The following is a 19,747-nucleotide window of genomic DNA, read 5'->3' on the forward strand; positions in this document are numbered from 1 at the left end:
CCTATGGATTTCAGGGCTCTCCTCGACTTTCTCAAAGAACTGGACCGCAACAATAACAAGGAGTGGATGGACCGGCACCGGAAGACCTACCTCCGACTCAGGGATGAGTTTATTTACTGGCTGGACGGTCTGGACATCAGGTTGGCCCGGTTAGATCCGGATTACTACCCTACACCCGGAAGGACAGGGATCAACCGGATCAACAATAACCTCATGTTCCATCCGGAAAGGCCTGTCTACAAGGACCATTTCGGGGCCGGACTCGACAAGGCGCCTGACACCGGGGACTTTTACATACAGATCGGGATCAGGGAATCCCTGTTGGCCGGTGGACTCTGGCGCCCGGCACCCGGGAAATTACGCAGTGTGAGAGAGGCCATCGATTTTAACGGTGAAACACTTGTTGAAATTCTCAATAAACCTTCCTTTGTTTCCGCCTTCGGGGGTCTTTACGAGGATGAGAAACTGCGCACTGCTCCTAAAGGGTTTAGCAAAGACCATCCCTATATCGACCTGTTGCAGCACAAGACCTTTGCCGTGGTCCACGAGCTGGACGTTGAGACGATCATTTCGCCCGGATTTGAGGATCACATCGTAGAAATCTATTTGGAGATGCTACCTTTCCGGAGGTATCTCAATAAGGCAATCAGTGTTTGATTGAAATTACCCGAAGGATATGAAATCATGAAAAGAGGAGGCATCAGAAAAATTGAGAAGGAAGTTCTTTCAGAACAGTTCTACACCCTGAACCGTTACACCTTCGAATACGAGAAAGAAGACGGTACCTGGGAGCTACAGAGAAGGGAATCTTACGACAGAGGGAATGGGGTGGCCATCCTGCTGTATAATCCCGGAGAACAGAAAGTGATCCTTACCAGGCAATTTCGTATCCCTACTTATGTGAACGGGAACGAGGATGGCATGATGGTGGAGGTCTGCGCCGGGATGCTGGATGAGAAGGACCCCGAAGCCTGCATCCGTAGGGAGGTGGAGGAAGAGACAGGGTACCGGATCGGGGAGGTGAAAAAGGTGTTCGAAGCCTATATGTCGCCCGGCGCAGTGACCGAGATCCTTCACTTTTTTATCGCTCCCTATGACGAGACCATGAAGGCAGGGCCTGGCGGTGGAGCGGAAGGAGAAACTGAAAACATAGAAGTACTGGAAATTTCATACGACGAGGCTTTCAGGATGATCGACCGGGGAGAGATACGGGATGCCAAGAGCCTGCTGTTATTGCAATACGCCCGTCTCCAGGGATTGATCTGAAAATAGTTTCAATAGTTATCTCTGATTCCCTCCAGTACCGCCTGTATACGTGCTTTGATCCTGGAGGCTGGTTCCAGATAGTGGTTGTTCATAAAACTAAAGATCAGGATCTTCCCGGACCTAGCGATCAGGAATCCGCTCAGGCAATAGGTGTTTCCCAGGGTTCCGCTCTTGGCAAACACATAGGGATGTGGATTTCCGGTATACCATTCTTCCAGGGTACCGTTCTTTCCCCCTGAAGGGAATACAGAGAAGAGCCACTCCCTTCCTTTTTCATCGAGTAACTTCTTTAGCACATACACCATGGAGGAAGGGGTAAAAAGGTTGTAGCGAGACAGGCCCGATCCATCCACCCACCTGGGTTTGTATTCCATTTCAGACAGATATGAATCGAGGACAAAATCCCTTGCAAGGCTTGAGGAAATGGTGTCAGAGAGCACAAATGAAGATACCATCAGCAGTTGCTCGGCGATAAAGTTGTCACTCTCCTGCATCAACCGCCTGTAGAGGCTATCGGCGGGGGTAGATCCCATTATGGTCCTGGTCTTCTCAACGGGGAAGGCTTCACCGATCCTGATACTTTTCCCAAGTACATTTTCGAGCAGTGTTAGCGTCAGCCTGTCTGATGTGATATAGGGGATCTCCAAAGTGTCCGTGCGGGATGGATCAAAATAAAAGGTATTCCGCTTCTCCTCCCTTCTTCTGTTTTTCACCATGACCTGGACACTGTCTGCGAATAGATTAGGTTCTGTTCTGAGGCCCCCTTGTTGAGTGACACTGACCACATTGCCATAAAGGGGAAAAGAGGAACGTTCAGGGGAAAAGGAGGAGTCGTAATCCTCCCAGGCCCACCCGGGGCCGTATCGCCCTTCAGGGAAATCACCCGGGACATAGACCAGTTCGCTATATCTACTTAGGAAATTCACTGCGCTGCTGTCCCGGAAATTAGGATGAAGGATGGATGGGTTACCCGTGCCGCTGAATATAAGCGTATCCCCGGAAACAAAATATTTTAAAGCCGGGATGGAATCATCCAGGATCTTAACTGCGGTATAGAGGGTAAAGATCTTGGTGTTACTGGCGGGTGTAAAATAAAGGTCGGAGTTCACCGAGACCAGGGTGTCACCTGATGAGGGGTCTAATACCATAAGGCCTGTAAAATGCTCCCCGAATTTGTTTATTTGGAGCTCCCGGGTTACTTTTTTTTCGAATCCCCTTGTCCTGGAGGAAGAACAACCCACTAAAAATACAGTCATCAATAAGAGTTGCAGCAGCCCTGGAATACGGCTCAGTTTGTTCATAGAACGATAGAATATGTAGTTCATCGATTATTTGGTGAATTTATCCATAATTTGAAGTGTGAAACACAATATCGCCTGTCATTTTTTGTTAATTTCGATTAGACAATCTAACGATAAATACGCAACATATGGCTAGAACTATGTTGGAGTATTACAAGATGGTGCTCCAAAAAGTGAGTTTCGACGCTAGGTTATTCAGCAAGGAACTCAGAAAAGCAATTTCGAAGCTATTGCCTTATGAAATTGAAGAACTCAAATACTGGTTGCTGAATTTTGTCACAGACAAGCCAGAACTTCAGGAAAGTTTAATTTATATAAAAGCGTAACTAGCTGCCGAAAGGCAGCTTTTTTTTATCTATAATTCACCCAAGTTTAATTCTGGGAAACGGGACTGATGATCTTTACGTCCTGGAACTTGATGGCACCCCTGACCACGGAGGCGATCACCTCTCTCAAGGCGTTCGTGATGTGTAATTTGAGTTCCTTTTTGTGGTAGATGAGGCTGATCTCCCGTGCAGGGGGAGGTTCCTGAAAATATTTCAAATTCGATTTTTTCCGCTCGTCCAGTTCCACAGCATTGAGGTAGGGGAGAAGGGTCATCCCCAGGCCCTCGTTGGCCAGGTTCACCAGAGTCTCGAAACTCCCGCTTTGCAGGTGAAAGTGATCTTCGAAGTTTTGATTCGCCTTGCACAGATTGACGACCCCTTCCCTGAAACAGTGCCCGTCTTCCAGTAGCAGGATGTCCCGGATATCCAGGGCTTCCGGACTCAGTTTGTCTTCCTTTCTCAACCGGTGGCTGGGAGGCACATAGCCAACGAATGGCTCATAATACAAGGGCCTTTCTGTGATGAACTCAATGTCTAGGGGAGTTGCTGCGATCCCGGCATCGAGGTGGCCGTCCTGCAGGTTGCGGATAAGGCTGTCCGTATTTTGCTCCCTGATAACCAGGTTCACTTTGGGATATTTATTGATAAAGGTTTTTAGGAACATAGGTAAAAGGGTAGGCATGACCGTGGGGATAATCCCCAGGGTGTACTCCCCCCCGATATACCCTTTCTCCTGGTCTACGATATCCTTGATCCGTTTGGCTTCATTCACAATGTTCTTGGCCTGGGCAACGATCTTCTTCCCGGCTTCGGTGATCGAAATGGGCTTTTTGCTGCGGTCGAAGATCCGGACATCCAGTTCATCCTCCAGCTTCTGCACCTGCATGCTCAGGGTGGGCTGGGTGACAAAACTCTTCTCAGCGGCTACGGTGAAATTCTGGTATTCCGCTACGGCCAGGACATATTGTAATTGGGTAATCGTCATGCTATAGTGTTAGGTGATAAATTTATAAAAACTATCGATAAAACTTATGTTAACAGCCAGTTTTAATGTGATAATTTTATGGTAAAATTAGAGAGCAATGAAACTGAACAGCATTGGCCTGGATGCCAGGCAATCAAAAGAATTAGGGCAGGAGCTCAATACCCTCCTCGCCAATTTTCAGGTGTATTACATGAACCTGAGAGGGATACACTGGAATATCAAAGGGAAGAGATTCTTCGACCTTCACGCGAAATTTGAGGAACTCTATGACGATGCCAACTTAAAAGTGGACATGGTAGCAGAACGAGTCCTCACATTGGGTGAGGTACCCCTTCATACCTTTGGGGATTACATGAAAATAGCCAAAGTGCCTCAGGGCAAGAATATCACGGAAGATGAGAAGGCCATTCGTCTTATCGTCGATTCCCTGACAGAACCCCTGAAGATCGAAAGAAGGATCCTCGAAGCTTCCGACAAGGCAGATGACGAAGGGACCAATTCCATGATGAGTGACTTTATTACGGAGCAGGAGAAAACCGTTTGGATGATGAAAGCCTGGTTGGCTGAAGAGATATAAACAAAAAAGCCCTCAAACGAGGGCTTTATTTTTTTAAGGATCTAAAGCTTGATGGTCATGGCAAGGTCCTGGTCAGACAACTCAAATTTGGCCTGGTAGAAACTGGGAGGACCCATATGGCCACCTTCACCGGACATCCCAAATGATTCTTTGGGCATGCCCCGCTCATCAAAGTCCATTTGAAAATTGCCATTCATGTCGTGCATGACCAAAATGGCATAGGTCCCCGGAACCACGTTTTTGAAGTCGAGCTCCAGCGCACCCTTTTTTCCTTCGGCATAAACATGGCCTACCCCTTCACTTTGCATAAAGGTCTCTGCGCTGTGAAGGACGGCCAGGATCTTTCCGCCCTCCGATTGAATATTCTCAACCTTGAGGTGAATGTCATAGGCAGTTAAATCCTGGGATCTGACCAGGGAAGTCAATAAGAATAGAACGATTACTAAGGGAATACTTTTCATGGCTGTAGTTTTAAATGTTAGACTACATCAAAAGTGAACATCCCCCCTTATTAAATAAAAAAAGAAACACCGACCTGTAGGATATGCCCGCTGAGTCGTGCTACGGAGTGCCTTTTTCTGCAAAGGTGACCGACACCTCCCTGTCATCTACGATGAGGCATAGCAGCCCGGCAATGAACATGCTTACGCCCCCAATGATCAGGGCGTAGATGGAGATATTGCCGAAAAAGGTCTTGAGCATAAAACCCAGGATTCCGGCCGCCACTATCTGAGGAATCACGATAAAGAAATTGAATACCCCCATATAATATCCCATCTTGTCTGCGGGAAGAATGCTGGAAAGCATGGCATAAGGCATAGACAGGATACTGGCCCAGGCTATACCGACCCCTATCATGGATATCAGGATGAGGTTGGGATCCGAAATAAAGTATATCGAGATGAGTCCGCCCCCACCACAGAAGAGGGCCAGCAGGTGGGTTACTCTCCGGCTGACCTTTTTGGCGACTATTGGAAGCAGGAAGGCGACAAGGGCCGCGATGCCGTTGTATATCGCAAAACAGATGCCTACCCAGTCGGCCCCTTCGTTGTACAAGGCCGAGGTCGTATCCTCTGTTCCATAAATATGGCTGGTCACTGCCGAAGTAGTATAGATCCACATGGCAAAAAGGGCAAACCAGGAAAAGAACTGAACGAAAGCCAGTTGGATCATGGTTTTCGGCATCTTGAAGATTCCCATAAAGGATTCAGCCAAACCGCCAAAGATCCCTTTGCTGGCGTTTTCTTCCCTCAATTTCTCCAGGTCGTCCGGGGGGTATTCCTCGGTTTTGAAAACAGTCCACATAACTGCAAGGAAATAGGCAATTCCCCCCAGGTAAAAGGACCATTTTACCGAGTCGGGGATTCCTCCGTCCGGGGCGATATTGCTGATCCCGAACCAGTTTGTGAAAACCCAGGGCAGGGCAGAGGCGATGATCGCCCCCAATCCTATAAAGAAGCTCTGCATGGCAAACCCGCTGGTCCTCTGTTCATCGGGGAGCATGTCCCCTACGAAAGCGCGGAAAGGCTCCATACTGATATTGATGGAGGCATCCATCAGCCAAAGCATGATCACGGCCATCCACAGGGCTGTAGAATTGGGCATCAGGAAAAGAGCTATTGTCGCAAGGATAGCCCCCACGGCAAAGAACGGCCTTCTGCGTCCCCACTTTTTATGCCAGGTCCGGTCGCTGTAATACCCGATGATAGGTTGTACGAGCAGTCCGGTTACGGGCGCAGCCAACCAGAGGATGGGCAATTCGTCCTTGGAAGCACCCAGAGTTTCGAAGATCCGGCTCACATTGGCATTTTGAAGGGCGAAGCCAAATTGTATACCTAGGAACCCAAAACTCATATTCCAGATCTGCCAGAAAGAGAGACGGGGTTTTACTGAACTGATGGAGATTTTAGCCATGTTGATTCGATGAGATAAGAAGTCGGCATTAAATGTAGGCTTTTTAATGAAACAAAGGAAGATGTTCGTGAACAGGCTGATTATAAGGGACCTGTGAATTATTCACAGGGGTATACTGAGAAAAATGCGAGGTGAATCCTCGATGAAAAACCTCTTTCTTTAACATTTGTGCTCCTTTCATCGAATTCTGGCCCCGGCGGCTGCATTTTACCGAAAAAAATTTGCGGATTATCGAGGTTTGTTCAACTTGGGATCACCAAATCTTATGAAAATATAACCTATGTACTAATAAATTACTCCTTCTTAATTTTAGTTTTTATTCTTGGCTAAAGGTGTCCCCACCTTGTGAAAGGAGCTATGATTTAGTGCAGATAATACTTGTGCCATGTTCTGCAAAAATCGATCTATTTTCAAGGATTCTTTTCGAGTTGTCCATTTTAGGTTTTGGGCAATGGTTCTGTTGAGTCTTTCATTTTCGGGACACCTTTTTAGCCAGGAAGAATCACCTTACGTTTCCTATAACGTTCCCTTTCAAAATCTCTTAAAATTCAATAGGTTTCTAATAAACCCGACCTTCTCCACGGTGCGGGAAGACAAGTCATATATCAACTTCTTCCACCGCAGCCAGTCGGCCTACTTCCAGGACAACTACCAGAATTACTTCCTGAGTTACAGCGGGCGGATCAATGACCGGACCGGCCTCGGGATTAGTGTCTATAATCAACAGGAAGGTCTTGTATCCAATATTGGGATACTGACCAACTATGCTTACGGAGTTCGTCTGGGCCCGAAAAGCGTGCTGACCTTTGGGTTCAATATTCCCTATTACCGCAGCAGTTTTGATGAGAACAGGGCAGTCACCAATGAAGCAGATCCTGCCCTCGCTGCCTTCAGTGAAAATTCAATTATCGCATTTCAGCCCGGGATCAATGTAGCTTTCGGGAGTTTTGACATTGGGGTCTTCGCAGAGGACCTTTTCGATTTTAATCTCAAGACCGGAGAGTCCCTGACCACTTTTGTCGAGAAATCCTTTTCCGGCCATTTACAGTATACCCGTAATTTCCGCTATGCCGACGGGATCTTCGAAGAAGGCAGACTCATGCCCATTGCGAGGATTCGCAAGACCGGAAATGAGGGACTCGAGTTTGGTGGTGGGATCATACTCGATCTGCCCCGTCTGGGATGGTTGCAGGCCGGTTATGACAGTTTTTACGGCGGATCTGCGGGAGCGGGATTCAACATCAACAAAAGGCTTTCTCTGGGATATAATTTCGAAAAAGGATTTTCCCAGGGCATTCAGAATTTTGGGGTAACCCACGAGATCTCGGTAGCTTATAACATTATTCCCACCCTCACCGAAGATATGGTGCAACGCGATGCTGAGGAGATTCAGGATTCTGATTATCTCGACGTAAAACGCAGGATCAAGAAAAACAAGAACCCACTGTATCTGGAGATCGATAAACTGAGAAAACTCAATCGGGCCAATTACGCTGTGATCAATGAATTGATCTACAAAGTGGATTCCCTGGAGAACCATATCAATTCTGAAATGGAGCGCAGGTTCGAACTCGCGGTGCGCAACACGAGGCGCGAAATGGAGGCGATGAAAAATGCCATGGGTGATGAAAGGCCTGCCATACTAGCTTCAGCAGACACGAAAGAGCCTGTCAGGCTCAGTGACGAGATCAAAATGCAGATGGAGAAGAACATTGATTCATTAACGAGACTTAGCCAGATGTCCCTGGCCCCTGATCGAATAGTACGAGACACCATTGTATTAGGGGACCTCATAGGCATACCCGAAGGTCACTATGTCATTGCCAATGTCTTTGAAACCAGGGAATATCTGGAGAAGTTTCTCGCCGAGCTCAAGGAAAAGGGCATTAAAGCCGGGTATTTCAAAAATCCTGTGAACGGATTGAACTATGTGTATCTGGCTCGTTACGAGAACGACGAAGCCGATCTGGAAGCAGTGAAATCCGACTTCCGTTCCAAATACGGGAATGAGCTATGGATCATGAGCGTACAGAAAGCCTCGAATTCGAGAATGGCCACGTTGAATTTTGACGACTGACATCCACAGCTCAGCATGGGAATCCAAAATCAATAGACCTGCTAATAAGGGGTCAGGTTCCTTCCTGCCCCCTTTTACCGACCACCTCCATGATCCAGTAGATCAACTGGCCAAGGCCGTTGGCGAAAATGAACAGCAGGATCCAGACCAGTAAAAGGTTGTTTTGCTTCAGGTTCGGGTTATAGGCCGCATGAACGATATAGAAGATCAGGCTTCCGAAAGAGACCAATACAGCCACCAGGACAAAGAGGACAATTACGCCGAGGTTGCCAAGGATCCACCCTTCGGGAAAGTTTTCCGAACCGTGCTCCAGATGGTCGATGTTGCCGATCAACATAAACAGGAAGATAAAATATCCGATCAGGCCGAGAACGACCATTGCGATGGGGCCTATGGCAAAGAATGCCTGCCAGAATTTGCTGCGTAACATTAAGTCTAATTTAAAGGTTGTCCTTAAAAGTACCTTTTTTTAAAGAGTTGAACAAAGAAGAAAGACCCGGAAGATCCCGGGTCTTTCAGCTAGGTTGGTCGGTCAGGTTTAATTTCTCTTTAGTTGGAGGGTGAATAAGCCATATCGGGCCGCATCATTCCCGTGTATTCTTCATAACTCAAAAGGTTGTTCATGAGGTCCCACATGACCTTGCCTCCATCTTCTCCAAGCAATGCCTGGTTCGCTGCAGACATCTGGGCATGATCGACAGCGTCCTTGGCTGCGACGGCGACCATATAGAATTCCCCTCGGGTCCCAAAACCACTTCGGTATACCCTGTAATAGACCTTAGATCCCTTACTGGCGAACATGTCTTTTACAGCTTTCATTTTTTCTCTTACTGCGGCACGATTTCCCGGTGTTACATAGAGGTAGTGGAATTTCCTGAAATTCTGTCCCTCCGGAGTTTGATTGATCCCTCCGGGCTGATAAGAAAGCTCTGCATCCAGGTTGATGATGTAGTCTTGCTCTGTGTCGTAGCATTTGTCCATTCTTGCAAAAAGGGCACCCATGGCCTCTTTCCCCATTTTTTCTGACAGTTCCGCAAATACAGGCTTGTCCAGATCAGACATATTTTCGATCGGACTCACATAGAGGTAGCGGTTGTCTGAGGTGTTGGTAGTGATCCAGCCGGTACCCTGTATATTGTGGGTTTTCATGTGGCCGATGAGTTCTTTGCAGACAGCCTCATATTCTGCCATCATACCTGGTTTTACCACATCTTCGTGGACCCAGTAGGACTGGTTGGCCGATCCCTGTGCGAAAAGAGCAGAGGAGAACAGGGCGAGCATTGTAAAGGTTAATACGTTTCTGAGTTTAGTTTTCATGTTTATTCAAATTAAAGGTTACGGATAGGTTTGACGTAAGTATTATTCCAGATTAGGTGGGATCAATTCGTATCCCAATTGTTGCAACAGGTAAAGCTCATTGTAATAAATATCTTCCCTGCTTATTTTGTTCTCTTCGTTCAAGGTAAACATGGAAACTCCGTGAACCCTTGCTTTTTTACCCGTAGGGGTGAACTCTCCAAACACCCCCGTGTTAGTCCCCTCAAAGGTCCAGACAGCCACAACCTGCTCTCCTGACTCCACCCACTGGTCTAAGGTCACTCTGAGATCGGGGAAGGCCTTGCGGTAATTCTGTATATAGGCATCGAGTTCCACTGATCCTTTTACTACCTGAATTCCGTTGAGGTTCCTCACAAATTCATCAGCCAATATTTTTCCCAGAGTCGTTCCATCGTTCGAATTCCATCCGAAATCCACGTACTGAATCACGAGTTGCTTCCGTGGAGAAAGGCCTGAATCGTTTGTTTTCTCAGGTGACCCGCAGGCGAGAGGCAGTAGAATGAACAGGATCCATCGAAAGGTAACTCGTTTCATACGCCTGACATTTAACAATCATCCCCGCTACGGTTACTGTGATTAAATAAAATATATCTCTATGAGATAAAGCGATCCATTCAGGACGAACAAGGTGAAAAACTGTCCGAAGAAGCATCTTTTTTTATCCCACAGGCCTCAAGGATATTTTTTCGTACCTTAGAGAGCCTCATTTCCTTAGCAGCGAGTTATGAAATGAAATGAGAACAGGATCCTTCACACCGGTGATCATCTGCCTCCTCTTCCTTGTGAGCGGTCACCATGCCCTGTCCCAGATTATCGACTTTCGTGAAGAAAATTCCTACAAAAAAGTATTTAAGCAAACCGATAATTTTGGCCCTTCCTACCTTGACACCCTGGAGATGGCCTACGTTCAGGCCCCCTCTGATTCTCTCAGACTGACCATTTTAAACGACCTCTCCTACTACTGGCATACCCGTGATCTGGCTAAAGCCTACGAATTCACTCAAAAGGGATTGAGGGAAGCCCGGGAACTGGAACTGCCGAAATGGGTCGGGCGATTCCAGATCACCCAGGGGGCTATCCTGCTAAGGGACGAAAAACTGGATAGCGCCAGGATTGTCCTGGGAATGGCCATGAAACGGGTAGACCGCGATGAACTCCCTATGCTCTTTACCCAATTGGGTTATGTGGCGGAAAGGGAAGGCGATCTGGCCAAGGCTGCTGAATACGCCATGCGTACATTAAAACTAGGCGAACAGCTCGGGGATGTTCACGCCCAGGCTCAGGCGTACAGTGATATCAGCAACCTTTTCTGGAAGCAAAAGAAATTCAAGAAGGGCCTGGAACAGGGACTCCTGGCCATAGAATTGTTCGAAAGTACCGGACTCAATGATCTGGATTATGATTTCACCCTTTATGTGGTAGGGAATAACCACCTTGCCCTGGGAAATACTGAAGAAGCCCTGAAATACTTCAACCATGCCATATCCATAGGGGAGAGGTACGGATTCTATAACAACCTGAGTGATATATATATTTCCCTGGCCGATCTCTTTGGCCATACCAGTGAACTGGCCAAAGGGGAAGCAGCGGCCTTCAATGCGATCCGCTATAGCGAACGACTCAACAATAACTTTATGTTGATGCGTTCCTGGCTTGCCCTGGGCAAAATGCAAAGATTACAGGGGAAATACCTTTCAGCCATAAAAAGTCTGGAGAAAAGTATTGAAATCGCGACCGACGATTTCGGAGATGCCTTCTTTTTGAGTGATGCTTACCAGAACCTGGGGAAAGCATATGCGGGAAGTCATAACTACCGGCAGGCTTACGCGGCTTTTGAGAAATATGACGAACTCCAGAAAGAAGTCTTCACGGCAGAAGCCGATGAGCGCATGTCGCAGATCCAAACCGAATTCGACGTGGCCGAGAAGGATAATACTATCCAGATACAGGGTATGCAGATCAGAAAACAACAGATCATTCAGACCCTGGGGATCGTATTGATCATACTTCTGATCCTTTACCTGGTACTTATCTTTAAGTCGGCCCGAACAAATCGGAGAAATAGTGAAAAGCTCAGGATACAGAATGAAGAAAAAGAATTTCTGCTGAAAGAAATCCACCACAGGGTAAAGAACAACCTGGAGATTGTTTCCAGCCTGCTGTCTCTGCAGGCCGACCAGATCCTGGACCCAAAGGTAAAAAGCGCCATGATCAAAAGCCAGCAGCGCGTTCACAGCATGAGTATGATCCATCAGAGGCTGTACCAGGGGAAAAGTCTGTCTCACATTGAAATGAAAGATTATTTCCGAAATCTGGGCAACTATGTGATACATTCCTATGGTAAGGAAGATCTGATCACATTGGATTGTGAGATGGAACCTATTACAGTGGATATAGACCACGCTATCCCCATAGGACTTATCGTAAATGAACTGCTGTCAAATGCCCTGAAATATGCCTTTCCTGATGACCGGAAGGGTCATATTCGGATCTCTCTTTATCAACGGGGATCAGTGCTACACCTGGAGGTCTCTGATGACGGGATAGGGAAAGACAACGGACACGGAACAGAGGGCACGGGCTTTGGGACGCAGCTGATCGCCCTGCTGACCACCCAGCTCGACGGCGAAATGGATTTGGTAGTGGACAAAGGAACATCGGTCTCATTTAATTTTCAACTCACACAAGCCGCCTGACATGGAACAACGAACAAGGGTACTCATCGTAGAGGACGACATGATCATCGCCTCCAACATTTCACTCCAGCTGACCAAGACGGGCTATGAGGTCACGGGTATCGAATCGAGGGGAGAGGAGGCCGTCATCCATTCCCGCCTTAATCCACCTGATGTAATCCTTATGGATATCAACCTGAAGGGAAGGTTAAATGGTATTGAAACGGTAAAAAAGATACAGCGTGACGCTGACATCCCCGTCGTTTATATCACGGCCAATAACGACGAGGCTACCTTTGAGGAAGCCAGGAAAACTCATCCTTTTGCTTTCGTGGACAAACCCATTACCATGCGCGACCTGAGCAGGACACTGGCCCTGGTGACCGAGCAGCTCAAGAATAAGGAAGAGGTGGGGGAGAGTTCTGAGGAGCATATCGCCCTGCTGAACGACCGGATCTTCATCCGCTACCAGGGACAGATGGTAAAATTATTGTTGCAGGATATTCTCTATTTAGAGGCTGATCGGAATTACTGTCACCTGGTCACGGACAAGAAGCAATTCGTCCTGGCCACCACCCTGAAAGACATGCAGGTAAAACTACCTGAATCCCTGTTTGTGCGGGTACACCGATCTTTTGTGGTCAACATCTCAAAACTGGATGTGCTGGGAGATGGCCATGTTGAGATCAACAGAAAGGTCATCCCTTTGAGTCGTTCTTACAGGGATGAACTCCTGAAACACCTGCAGACCATTTGATCCTCTGACCGCAGCATAGCAGTAACACGGTCTGTTTATTTGTCTGCAGAGCGTTTTTTCATGATCTGAGAGATCTCACGGCTGCCCTGATCTTTTTTGGAGGCAAGTTCTGAAATGATCCTGGGGTGATCTTCCTCCCGCCCCTGCGAGAGTTTATAGGCGGCCTGTATCTCGTCGATCCTGATCCGGAAACCCATCACTCCTCTTACTTGTCTCAAGGTAGCATCAGACATGCGATGCAGGGATACGGGTTCCTTTTCCCCGGCTTCGTGATGATCTACCAGGCTGCTCAGCCAGGCAAATACTTCCTCCTCTGACATGATTTCAACACTGCCGTAAACGTGTACCGCGATGTAATTCCAGGTAGGCACTTCTTCTTCCTTATACCAGGAGGAGGACACATAGGAATGGGCGCCATTGAAGATGCACAATACGGTTGGATTGTCTGAAAAAGCACGCCACTGTGGGTTTGCCTTGGCGATGTGCCCGATCAGGATATCCCTTCCATCGTTATCCGTGGAAAGTTCTAGTGGGGTGTGGGTTGCCCAGGGCTTCCCTTCGAGGTCGTTTACCAGGATTCCGAAGGAATGGGCGGCGATGAAATCCTTGACCTCTGAAAGGTCTTCATTCTTATAATGTTGTGGGATATACATAACTCTGTGCTGAGCTCAAAAATAGATAAATTCTTTATGCAGGGCCTTCTTCATGACGACTGGTAGTACAAAATTGACAATTCAGTACATCTAAGTTGAAATCCTGAGCTTTTATAGAGAATATTACGACCTGAAAGGACACACATCTGCTGCTTTAAAGAGATGAAAGTCGAAGCCGACAAAGAGGAACTATCTTTTTGTTACCTTTAAGAAAACAGGCATCGGATTTTAGTGAAAATCAGAAAATAAGAATGAAAAGTTTGTATCAGATATTTAAGGTTTCCGTACTGATCGCCGCTGTGATCGTAATTATCAATGTGCTGATCAACCTAAGTTACGATTGGGGCGTGATGGAAATACTTGAACTCGCAGGAATTTCCATGATCTACAGTTTTACGCTGACCGCAGTGAGTTCCTATTTCCACGAATACTCCAATACCAAATACAGCTGGGCAACCCAGCCTCAAAAAAGGTTGTGGTTCGGAGCCATAGGATCCGTCATCGTCACGGTCCTGGCCTTTGCCATCGTCCGATGGTTTGTAGAGGTTATTATATACGATAAGTCCCTGGACGAATTTATAGCAGGAGAAAGAGTATACAATTACATTATAGCGCTGGCCATAGTTCTGATCGCTTCCCTGTTCTTCCACGCGTTTTATTTCTGGAAGGCCCTTCAGGACACCAAGATCAGGGAACAGAAGATCATTGCGGGAACGGCTTCGGCTAAGTTCGATGCCTTGAAAAACCAGCTCGACCCGCATTTCCTCTTCAACAGTCTGAACGTGCTGACGAGCCTGATCGAAGAGGACCCGGATCAGGCTCAGCGATTCACAACGGCCCTTTCTAAGGTGTATCGTTATGTGCTGGAACAAAAGAACAAGGACCTGGTCCCGGTAGATGAGGAACTCGATTTCGCCCGGACCTACGTCAAACTCCTGACGATGAGGTTTGAAGATGGTATTCGGTTCGAGATCCCTGAGCAGGCAACCAATACCGGGGCAAAGATTGTCCCCCTCTCACTGCAGCTGTTGCTGGAGAATGCGGTTAAGCACAACATGGTGACTTCGGCAAAGCCACTGGTGATACGGGTGTTCGAAAGGGATGGCAATCTTGTGGTTCAGAACAATATACAGGAAAAATCAGTGGTCAGACGAAGCAGTGGGGTAGGGTTGCGGAACATTCAGCAGCGGTATTCCATTCTGTCGGACAGGAAAGTAAGTATTAACAAATCGGTATCGGAATTCAGTGTGGAGCTACCGATGCTCACTAAACAAATAGGAAACATGGAATCGCAAAAAGCATTTATAGAGGACAAACGTTACAAGAAGGCCAAGGAACAGGTAGAGGCCATCAAGGGGTTTTATGGCAACCTGCTGGCGTACTGTATAGTGATCCCTTTTCTCGCATGGCTGAATTATCGCACCACAGACTTTCCCTGGGTGTTGTTCCCGGCCCTGGGGTGGGGACTTGGAGTGATAACCCATGGGATGGAGGCCTATGGCTATAACCCTTTATGGGGAAAGCGATGGGAGGAGCGAAAGATCAGGGAATTCATGGAGCAGGATGATTTTTAGATCTTCCTGCCGGTTGAAAACCGCCGTATGGAATTGAGTTCTACGATTCATCAAGGATAAAAGACAGTTGGGAACACTTCTTTTTTATATGCCCCGGGAAACAGAGAATTTTGAGTAAATGAAATTCAAAAAACACTGATCATGGAAAATTTTGACAAAGAGAATAAGTACTTGCGAGCTAAAGAACGGGTAGAACGTCTGAGAAAATTCTACAGTAACCTCACTTCCTATGTAGTGGTGATCTCTGCACTGGCTTTGATCAACTACTACACCAATGAATGGCGCTATATGTGGTTTCTCTGGGCCGCCTTTGGTTGGGGGATTGGGATCCTGTTCCACGCGATCGGAACCTTTGATCTGAACCCTTTCTTTGGCAGGTCGTGGGAACAAAGGAAGATAAAGGAATTCATGCGGGAGGACGAAGAGATCAATAAATGGGAATAGCCCTAAAAACTCAGGTGATGGAACAGAAAAGACCGGAAGACGAGAAATTCAAAAAAGCCAAGAAAAAAGTAGAAGAGCTCAAGGGGTTTTATATCCACCTGAGTGTGTATATCGTGATCAATTCGTTTATTCTGCTGAATCTGCTTATCAGATCATGGGATGGTTCAGAACACTTTTGGCAGTTCGGCACCTTCTTTACTCCTTTTTTCTGGGGTATCGGATTGGCCTTCCACGGGTTCAAGGTCTTTGACTACAACCCGATTCTGGGCAAGAAATGGGAGGAAAAGCAGATTAAAAAGTTTATAGAAAAGGATAAAAGGGACGCATCAAAATACAGGTAACATGGAAAGCACAAGGACAACAGCGTATCAAAGGGCCGTAGAAAAGGTAAAAAGGATCAAGGGCTTCTACAAGCACCTCACTGCCTATCTGATTGTTAATACGATCATAGTGTGGGAAGGGCTAAAGGGGATCGAATTACTGGAGATGAAGATGTCTGATGTAGATCCCGCCTTTCTGGAATGGCTGTTCTACAATGTATTCAGCGTACCCGTTCTCTGGGGAATAGGCTTGATCATTCACGCCCTGAGGGTATTTGGCCCCAACATGAAATTTGTAAAAGATTGGGAGGAACGGCAAATCAGAAAGTGGATGGAGCGAGATAACTTTTCACAGAGGACATAGATCAATACCAAAGCATGCGTGTAATTATTATCGAAGACGAAAAACCCGCCGCACGAAGGCTGGAAAGGATGCTGACTCATCTCGGCATTCAATCAGAACAGACCTTGCATTCGGTAGAGGAATCCCTGGCATGGTTTCAGAACAATCCACATCCCGAACTGATCTTTCTGGACATCCAGCTATCTGACGGGCTTTCCTTTGAGATCTTCGACCTCCTGGATATCCGAAGTTCCATCATCTTTACCACTGCTTTTGATGAATACGCACTGCAGGCCTTTAAGCTGAACAGTATAGACTATCTGCTCAAGCCCATTGATGAGGATGAGTTGAAGAAGGCGGTCGACCAATACCGAAAGCAGAACGATACTATGAACCCGAAGATGACCATCGATTTTGAGGATATCAGAAAAATGCTGGTCAACCCCATAGAGAGGGAATACAAAAAGCGTTTCACGGTCAGGGTAGGGCAGCACCTCAAGATCTTACATGCCGATGATGTGGAGTGCTTCTACAGTGAGAACAAAGGAACCTATGCAGCGACCTCAGAGGGAAGATCCTACCTGATGGACACCACCCTGGAACAATTGGAAACCGAACTCCCCCCTAACTTATTTTTCAGGGTAAGCCGCAAATACATAGTGAACATCAACCATATCCGGGACATCATCTCCTACACCAATTCCAGGTTGCAGATCAAGCTGAACAAGGGTGCAGACCAGGAAATTATCGTCAGCAGGGAACGTGTTCGTGATTTTAAGTTATGGTTGGAGTAATGTAATTCAATAGCCTGAAAAAGAAATATTTAATAGTCACTATAGATTTTTCTTATAGTCCTTATTTTGGGGATTTTCTTCCTTTTTTACCACCCTGTTCTCGTCAAAGGAAGACGGGAGTAATGTTGGGATCAGTTTGATAAAGATCGGCAGCAGGACAGCTCCTCCAGGCAGCATAAAGATGGCCAGGGAAGGGACGCTTTTAAAAATATCCATCAACTGGTCCTGTACTTTTTTCTTCTCGGATGCACTCAGTTCTTTTACGGTTCCTTTTGAGATGAGGAAGACGAGTTCCTTGCTTTCGGCCAGCTCTTTTTGGAGGCGTTTACTGTTTCTCAGGATGAGTTTGTTCACGACCCTTGCCATGCTGTCATAAAACTGCACAGCCAGGTTGGTATCTTTCAGAAAGGTGATCTTGTCTATGTTCTTTTTAAAAAAGATCGTGATCTCTTCCAGGGAACTGGCGATCTGTTTTTCCTCAAAGCCCATGTCCTTTCCGATTCCATAGATATACTGGGATTCTTTGTAATCCAGGGAATAGTCCTCCCATACCGTGAGACTGGCCACATCGAGGAAATACTGGTTTTCCCAGGGGGAGCAATTCTCCATCAGGATCTGCCGATACGAGCCGTCGAACTTTTGTTCCTCTGCATCGATAAAGGTGAGGGAAGCGGCGAACAACTGGGATAGTTTTTCATCCGACTTGTTCTTCTCCTTGGCATTCAGCGCATGGTAGGTAATATTGATGGTCAGGTACTCCAGCTTCTGGGCCTGGGCTACCAGGTCTTTCTCCCCTCTCAGGTAGTAGCGAAAGGTAAGTACATCTATAAAGAGCAGGGAATTGGTAATGACGCTGGTAAAGGTCCTGGTGATCACATTGTCATCCAGATACACCCTTGAATCGATCAGCGTCTCCAACTTGTCGGAAGTTTTTTTTCCAGTGAGCAATTTGTTCAAAAAGGAACTCCGGCCGATGTTTAAAGCCCTGTAGAAGGCGAATATGGTCTCGAGGAACTCTTCAAAATCACCCTCCCGCCTTTCGATAGAAAAAGTAAAATAGAGGGCAACCAGCAGATTGATCTTGGCTCGTTCATCCTCTGAAGGCGGGTGTTCGATCGTAATAAAGGCTGGGATCTCTACATTCATCCCATATACAAACCCGTATTCTTTCAAGTTGGCGTACAGGGTAGAGAAGTCGGGGTACATTCCCGACTTGTTCCGTACCACCTCGCCGAATTTATTGATCCAACCGGGTCCAGAGGGATTCATGAGTTCGAATTTGGGCCCAAAGTACATCAAAAATTGACTTTTCTAAAAAATTAAGGAGTTGGAATCTCGGACCTAAAGGGATAAAGGTCCATTTCTACTGGGGTTCAACCAAAAGTACGCGACAGGACTTTACTTTGCATTTCATCGAATAATGCCATGACTTTGCTCGAATTCCCTGCGTATAATTAGGATATTATAGACGAAATGTATAGTTTTATCGTTGAAGTTCATGTTAGAATGTCCCAAGTATTACTCTTGAACGCATAGTAAACAATTGTGTAACCGACCCAAATCACCTACGTTATGGAATATTTCTTCTTTATCTGCTGGTCCATAGCAATGCTCCTCGTCTTCGTTAAAATCTGGTTGGCAAACCGATCTCTTCAGAACCTTCTGCGCAAATAACCATCGGAAAAAGCCCTTCGAATTTTAAAGCCATACACGTAAACCCGACTAATCGGGGATATGTAACTAGTTTTTATGCTCTTATTTCCGAGTCATAAAAAAAGCCGTCCGAAGACGGCTGTTTACTAATTGTGCTTGGAGTTATTTGATGATCCCCGTACAGCTGACCCGGGCTCCGGCAGCTCCGCTGGGCTGGGAAACAAAATCATCCACTCCCTGGTGAACGATCACCGCTTTACCTGTAATATTCTTTGTTTCATCTTCGCAGCTCAGGCACCACAGGTCTGTAGTGAATTCAACTGTGGCATTGCCTTCAGAATCGGCTGTGAAATTCCCGATATCACCCCTGTGGTACCCCTCACTGGCTCCCCATTTCCCGTGGGGTTCCGAGGTTGGATTCCAATGGCCTCCGGTGGAGGTCCCGTCTGCCGAAGAACAGTCGGCCTTCTCGTGAATGTGAATAGCGTGTTCCCCCGGAGTAAGTCCGGAAAAACTCGCCTTCATGATCACTTTACCGTCTTTTTCTGTGAATTCTACTTCCCCTGCTACATTACTGTCACTTTTAGGTTCCATTTTAAAGGCGATGGTCTCAACCATAACTTCTTCCTTGACCACTTCCACAGCTTCTTCCATTTCTTCCATAGCTTCACCGGCTTCTTTCTTGGCTTCCTTACAGCCCAATCCCAGGATAAGGAACAAGCTCAGTGATGACATTCTCAAAATTTTCAT

22 protein-coding genes are annotated in these 19,747 nt (G+C 46.8%); 12 read left to right on the forward strand and 10 right to left on the reverse strand.

The annotated features are described in order from the left end of the window. The first annotated feature begins 3 nt into the window (after positions 1–3). Together IEV19_RS13255 and IEV19_RS13260 are read left to right on the forward strand one after the other, a co-directional pair. A complete protein-coding gene (locus IEV19_RS13255; protein WP_188371210.1) occupies positions 4–657 on the forward strand; it encodes a DUF2461 domain-containing protein in 654 nt (217 codons plus the stop codon). A 27-nt stretch (positions 658–684) separates the two neighbouring features. Then, a complete protein-coding gene (locus IEV19_RS13260) occupies positions 685–1,266 on the forward strand; it encodes an NUDIX domain-containing protein (RefSeq protein WP_188371211.1) in 582 nt (193 codons plus the stop codon). An 8-nt stretch (positions 1,267–1,274) separates the two neighbouring features. Here the strand turns inward: IEV19_RS13260 and IEV19_RS13265 are convergent, their stop codons facing one another. Further along, on the reverse strand, positions 1,275–2,591 hold the full coding sequence (locus IEV19_RS13265) for a D-alanyl-D-alanine carboxypeptidase (protein WP_229732609.1): 1,317 nt from the start codon (positions 2,589–2,591) through the stop codon (positions 1,275–1,277). A 104-nt stretch (positions 2,592–2,695) separates the two neighbouring features. On the opposite strand from IEV19_RS13265, the gene IEV19_RS13270 reads away from it, so the two are divergent. Further along, positions 2,696–2,893 carry a hypothetical protein gene (locus IEV19_RS13270; RefSeq protein ID WP_188371212.1) on the forward strand — a complete coding sequence of 66 codons (198 nt, stop codon included), beginning with the start codon at positions 2,696–2,698 and terminating at the stop codon, positions 2,891–2,893. 46 nt (positions 2,894–2,939) lie between these two features. On the opposite strand, the gene IEV19_RS13275 is transcribed toward IEV19_RS13270, so the two are convergent. Next, positions 2,940–3,878, reverse strand: coding sequence for a LysR substrate-binding domain-containing protein (locus IEV19_RS13275; protein WP_188371213.1), 939 nt, complete (start codon positions 3,876–3,878; stop codon positions 2,940–2,942). Between the two features lie 97 nt (positions 3,879–3,975). Between IEV19_RS13275 and IEV19_RS13280 the strand changes: the two genes are divergently transcribed. Beyond that, positions 3,976–4,455 (forward strand): Dps family protein, encoded by a 480-nt coding sequence (locus IEV19_RS13280; RefSeq protein WP_188371214.1) that lies wholly within the window; start codon positions 3,976–3,978, stop codon positions 4,453–4,455. A gap of 41 nt (positions 4,456–4,496) precedes the next feature. Here IEV19_RS13280 and IEV19_RS13285 read toward each other — a convergent pair whose 3' ends face one another. Both IEV19_RS13285 and IEV19_RS13290 read right to left on the reverse strand, forming a co-directional pair. Further along, positions 4,497–4,916, reverse strand: coding sequence for a DUF2141 domain-containing protein (locus tag IEV19_RS13285; protein WP_188371215.1), 420 nt, complete (start codon positions 4,914–4,916; stop codon positions 4,497–4,499). Between the two features lie 100 nt (positions 4,917–5,016). Next, on the reverse strand, positions 5,017–6,369 hold the full coding sequence (locus IEV19_RS13290; protein WP_188371216.1) for an MFS transporter: 1,353 nt from the start codon (positions 6,367–6,369) through the stop codon (positions 5,017–5,019). Positions 6,370–6,820: 451 nt separating this feature from the next. Between IEV19_RS13290 and IEV19_RS13295 the strand changes: the two genes are divergently transcribed. Then, a complete protein-coding gene (locus IEV19_RS13295) occupies positions 6,821–8,446 on the forward strand; it encodes a PorP/SprF family type IX secretion system membrane protein (protein WP_188371217.1) in 1,626 nt (541 codons plus the stop codon). A gap of 52 nt (positions 8,447–8,498) precedes the next feature. Here the strand turns inward: IEV19_RS13295 and IEV19_RS13300 are convergent, their stop codons facing one another. The 3 genes from IEV19_RS13300 to IEV19_RS13310 form a co-directional block, all read right to left on the reverse strand. After that, on the reverse strand, positions 8,499–8,876 hold the full coding sequence (locus IEV19_RS13300) for a hypothetical protein (RefSeq protein ID WP_188371218.1): 378 nt from the start codon (positions 8,874–8,876) through the stop codon (positions 8,499–8,501). A gap of 119 nt (positions 8,877–8,995) precedes the next feature. After that, positions 8,996–9,763: a hypothetical protein gene (locus IEV19_RS13305; protein WP_188371219.1), complete on the reverse strand. Its 768-nt coding sequence runs from the start codon at positions 9,761–9,763 to the stop codon at positions 8,996–8,998. Positions 9,764–9,805: 42 nt separating this feature from the next. After that, complete coding sequence (locus tag IEV19_RS13310) at positions 9,806–10,318, reverse strand: ester cyclase (protein WP_188371220.1); 513 nt, start codon at positions 10,316–10,318, stop codon at positions 9,806–9,808. Between the two features lie 200 nt (positions 10,319–10,518). On the opposite strand from IEV19_RS13310, the gene IEV19_RS13315 reads away from it, so the two are divergent. Next, positions 10,519–12,480: a sensor histidine kinase gene (locus IEV19_RS13315; protein WP_188371221.1), complete on the forward strand. Its 1,962-nt coding sequence runs from the start codon at positions 10,519–10,521 to the stop codon at positions 12,478–12,480. Position 12,481: 1 nt separating this feature from the next. After that, positions 12,482–13,216: a LytR/AlgR family response regulator transcription factor gene (locus tag IEV19_RS13320; RefSeq protein ID WP_188371222.1), complete on the forward strand. Its 735-nt coding sequence runs from the start codon at positions 12,482–12,484 to the stop codon at positions 13,214–13,216. A gap of 35 nt (positions 13,217–13,251) precedes the next feature. On the opposite strand, the gene IEV19_RS13325 is transcribed toward IEV19_RS13320, so the two are convergent. After that, positions 13,252–13,869 (reverse strand): FMN-binding negative transcriptional regulator, encoded by a 618-nt coding sequence (locus IEV19_RS13325; RefSeq protein ID WP_188371223.1) that lies wholly within the window; start codon positions 13,867–13,869, stop codon positions 13,252–13,254. Between the two features lie 251 nt (positions 13,870–14,120). On the opposite strand from IEV19_RS13325, the gene IEV19_RS13330 reads away from it, so the two are divergent. The 5 genes from IEV19_RS13330 to IEV19_RS13350 all read left to right on the forward strand — a co-directional run bounded on the left by IEV19_RS13330 (position 14,121) and on the right by IEV19_RS13350 (position 17,344). Continuing rightward, positions 14,121–15,443 carry a 2TM domain-containing protein gene (locus IEV19_RS13330; RefSeq protein ID WP_188371224.1) on the forward strand — a complete coding sequence of 441 codons (1,323 nt, stop codon included), beginning with the start codon at positions 14,121–14,123 and terminating at the stop codon, positions 15,441–15,443. A 141-nt stretch (positions 15,444–15,584) separates the two neighbouring features. Then, the gene (locus IEV19_RS13335; protein ID WP_188371225.1) at positions 15,585–15,887 is read left to right on the forward strand and encodes a 2TM domain-containing protein; all 303 of its coding nucleotides are present in this window, start codon (positions 15,585–15,587) and stop codon (positions 15,885–15,887) included. Between the two features lie 17 nt (positions 15,888–15,904). Next, the gene (locus IEV19_RS13340; RefSeq protein WP_188371226.1) at positions 15,905–16,228 is read left to right on the forward strand and encodes a 2TM domain-containing protein; all 324 of its coding nucleotides are present in this window, start codon (positions 15,905–15,907) and stop codon (positions 16,226–16,228) included. Position 16,229: 1 nt separating this feature from the next. Further along, on the forward strand, positions 16,230–16,571 hold the full coding sequence (locus tag IEV19_RS13345) for a 2TM domain-containing protein (protein ID WP_188371227.1): 342 nt from the start codon (positions 16,230–16,232) through the stop codon (positions 16,569–16,571). Positions 16,572–16,585: 14 nt separating this feature from the next. Beyond that, on the forward strand, positions 16,586–17,344 hold the full coding sequence (locus IEV19_RS13350; protein WP_188371228.1) for a LytR/AlgR family response regulator transcription factor: 759 nt from the start codon (positions 16,586–16,588) through the stop codon (positions 17,342–17,344). 39 nt (positions 17,345–17,383) lie between these two features. Here the strand turns inward: IEV19_RS13350 and IEV19_RS13355 are convergent, their stop codons facing one another. Next, a complete protein-coding gene (locus tag IEV19_RS13355; RefSeq protein WP_188371229.1) occupies positions 17,384–18,613 on the reverse strand; it encodes an LETM1-related biofilm-associated protein in 1,230 nt (409 codons plus the stop codon). 546 nt (positions 18,614–19,159) lie between these two features. Continuing rightward, a complete protein-coding gene (locus IEV19_RS13360; protein ID WP_188371230.1) occupies positions 19,160–19,747 on the reverse strand; it encodes a superoxide dismutase family protein in 588 nt (195 codons plus the stop codon).

The sequence above is a fragment of the Muriicola marianensis genome (assembly GCF_014638095.1).
GTDB lineage: Bacteria > Bacteroidota > Bacteroidia > Flavobacteriales > Flavobacteriaceae > Muriicola > Muriicola marianensis.

What these genes read in the sequence shown, in the direction of transcription:
- IEV19_RS13270 (WP_188371212.1), top strand. Translation starts at nt 2,696, where the DNA reads ATGGCTAGAACTATGTTGGAGTATTACAAGATGGTGCTCCAAAAAGTG.
- IEV19_RS13335 (WP_188371225.1), top strand. Translation starts at nt 15,585, where the DNA reads ATGGAAAATTTTGACAAAGAGAATAAGTACTTGCGAGCTAAAGAACGG.
- IEV19_RS13265 (WP_229732609.1), bottom strand. Translation starts at nt 2,591, where the DNA reads ATGAACTACATATTCTATCGTTCTATGAACAAACTGAGCCGTATTCCA.
- IEV19_RS13345 (WP_188371227.1), top strand. Translation starts at nt 16,230, where the DNA reads ATGGAAAGCACAAGGACAACAGCGTATCAAAGGGCCGTAGAAAAGGTA.
- IEV19_RS13300 (WP_188371218.1), bottom strand. Translation starts at nt 8,876, where the DNA reads ATGTTACGCAGCAAATTCTGGCAGGCATTCTTTGCCATAGGCCCCATC.
- IEV19_RS13285 (WP_188371215.1), bottom strand. Translation starts at nt 4,916, where the DNA reads ATGAAAAGTATTCCCTTAGTAATCGTTCTATTCTTATTGACTTCCCTG.
- IEV19_RS13275 (WP_188371213.1), bottom strand. Translation starts at nt 3,878, where the DNA reads ATGACGATTACCCAATTACAATATGTCCTGGCCGTAGCGGAATACCAG.
- IEV19_RS13330 (WP_188371224.1), top strand. Translation starts at nt 14,121, where the DNA reads ATGAAAAGTTTGTATCAGATATTTAAGGTTTCCGTACTGATCGCCGCT.
- IEV19_RS13290 (WP_188371216.1), bottom strand. Translation starts at nt 6,369, where the DNA reads ATGGCTAAAATCTCCATCAGTTCAGTAAAACCCCGTCTCTCTTTCTGG.
- IEV19_RS13305 (WP_188371219.1), bottom strand. Translation starts at nt 9,763, where the DNA reads ATGAAAACTAAACTCAGAAACGTATTAACCTTTACAATGCTCGCCCTG.
- IEV19_RS13340 (WP_188371226.1), top strand. Translation starts at nt 15,905, where the DNA reads ATGGAACAGAAAAGACCGGAAGACGAGAAATTCAAAAAAGCCAAGAAA.
- IEV19_RS13325 (WP_188371223.1), bottom strand. Translation starts at nt 13,869, where the DNA reads ATGTATATCCCACAACATTATAAGAATGAAGACCTTTCAGAGGTCAAG.
- IEV19_RS13260 (WP_188371211.1), top strand. Translation starts at nt 685, where the DNA reads ATGAAAAGAGGAGGCATCAGAAAAATTGAGAAGGAAGTTCTTTCAGAA.
- IEV19_RS13360 (WP_188371230.1), bottom strand. Translation starts at nt 19,747, where the DNA reads ATGAAAATTTTGAGAATGTCATCACTGAGCTTGTTCCTTATCCTGGGA.
- IEV19_RS13295 (WP_188371217.1), top strand. Translation starts at nt 6,821, where the DNA reads ATGGTTCTGTTGAGTCTTTCATTTTCGGGACACCTTTTTAGCCAGGAA.
- IEV19_RS13255 (WP_188371210.1), top strand. Translation starts at nt 4, where the DNA reads ATGGATTTCAGGGCTCTCCTCGACTTTCTCAAAGAACTGGACCGCAAC.
- IEV19_RS13320 (WP_188371222.1), top strand. Translation starts at nt 12,482, where the DNA reads ATGGAACAACGAACAAGGGTACTCATCGTAGAGGACGACATGATCATC.
- IEV19_RS13280 (WP_188371214.1), top strand. Translation starts at nt 3,976, where the DNA reads ATGAAACTGAACAGCATTGGCCTGGATGCCAGGCAATCAAAAGAATTA.
- IEV19_RS13315 (WP_188371221.1), top strand. Translation starts at nt 10,519, where the DNA reads ATGAGAACAGGATCCTTCACACCGGTGATCATCTGCCTCCTCTTCCTT.
- IEV19_RS13310 (WP_188371220.1), bottom strand. Translation starts at nt 10,318, where the DNA reads ATGAAACGAGTTACCTTTCGATGGATCCTGTTCATTCTACTGCCTCTC.
- IEV19_RS13350 (WP_188371228.1), top strand. Translation starts at nt 16,586, where the DNA reads ATGCGTGTAATTATTATCGAAGACGAAAAACCCGCCGCACGAAGGCTG.
- IEV19_RS13355 (WP_188371229.1), bottom strand. Translation starts at nt 18,613, where the DNA reads ATGAATCCCTCTGGACCCGGTTGGATCAATAAATTCGGCGAGGTGGTA.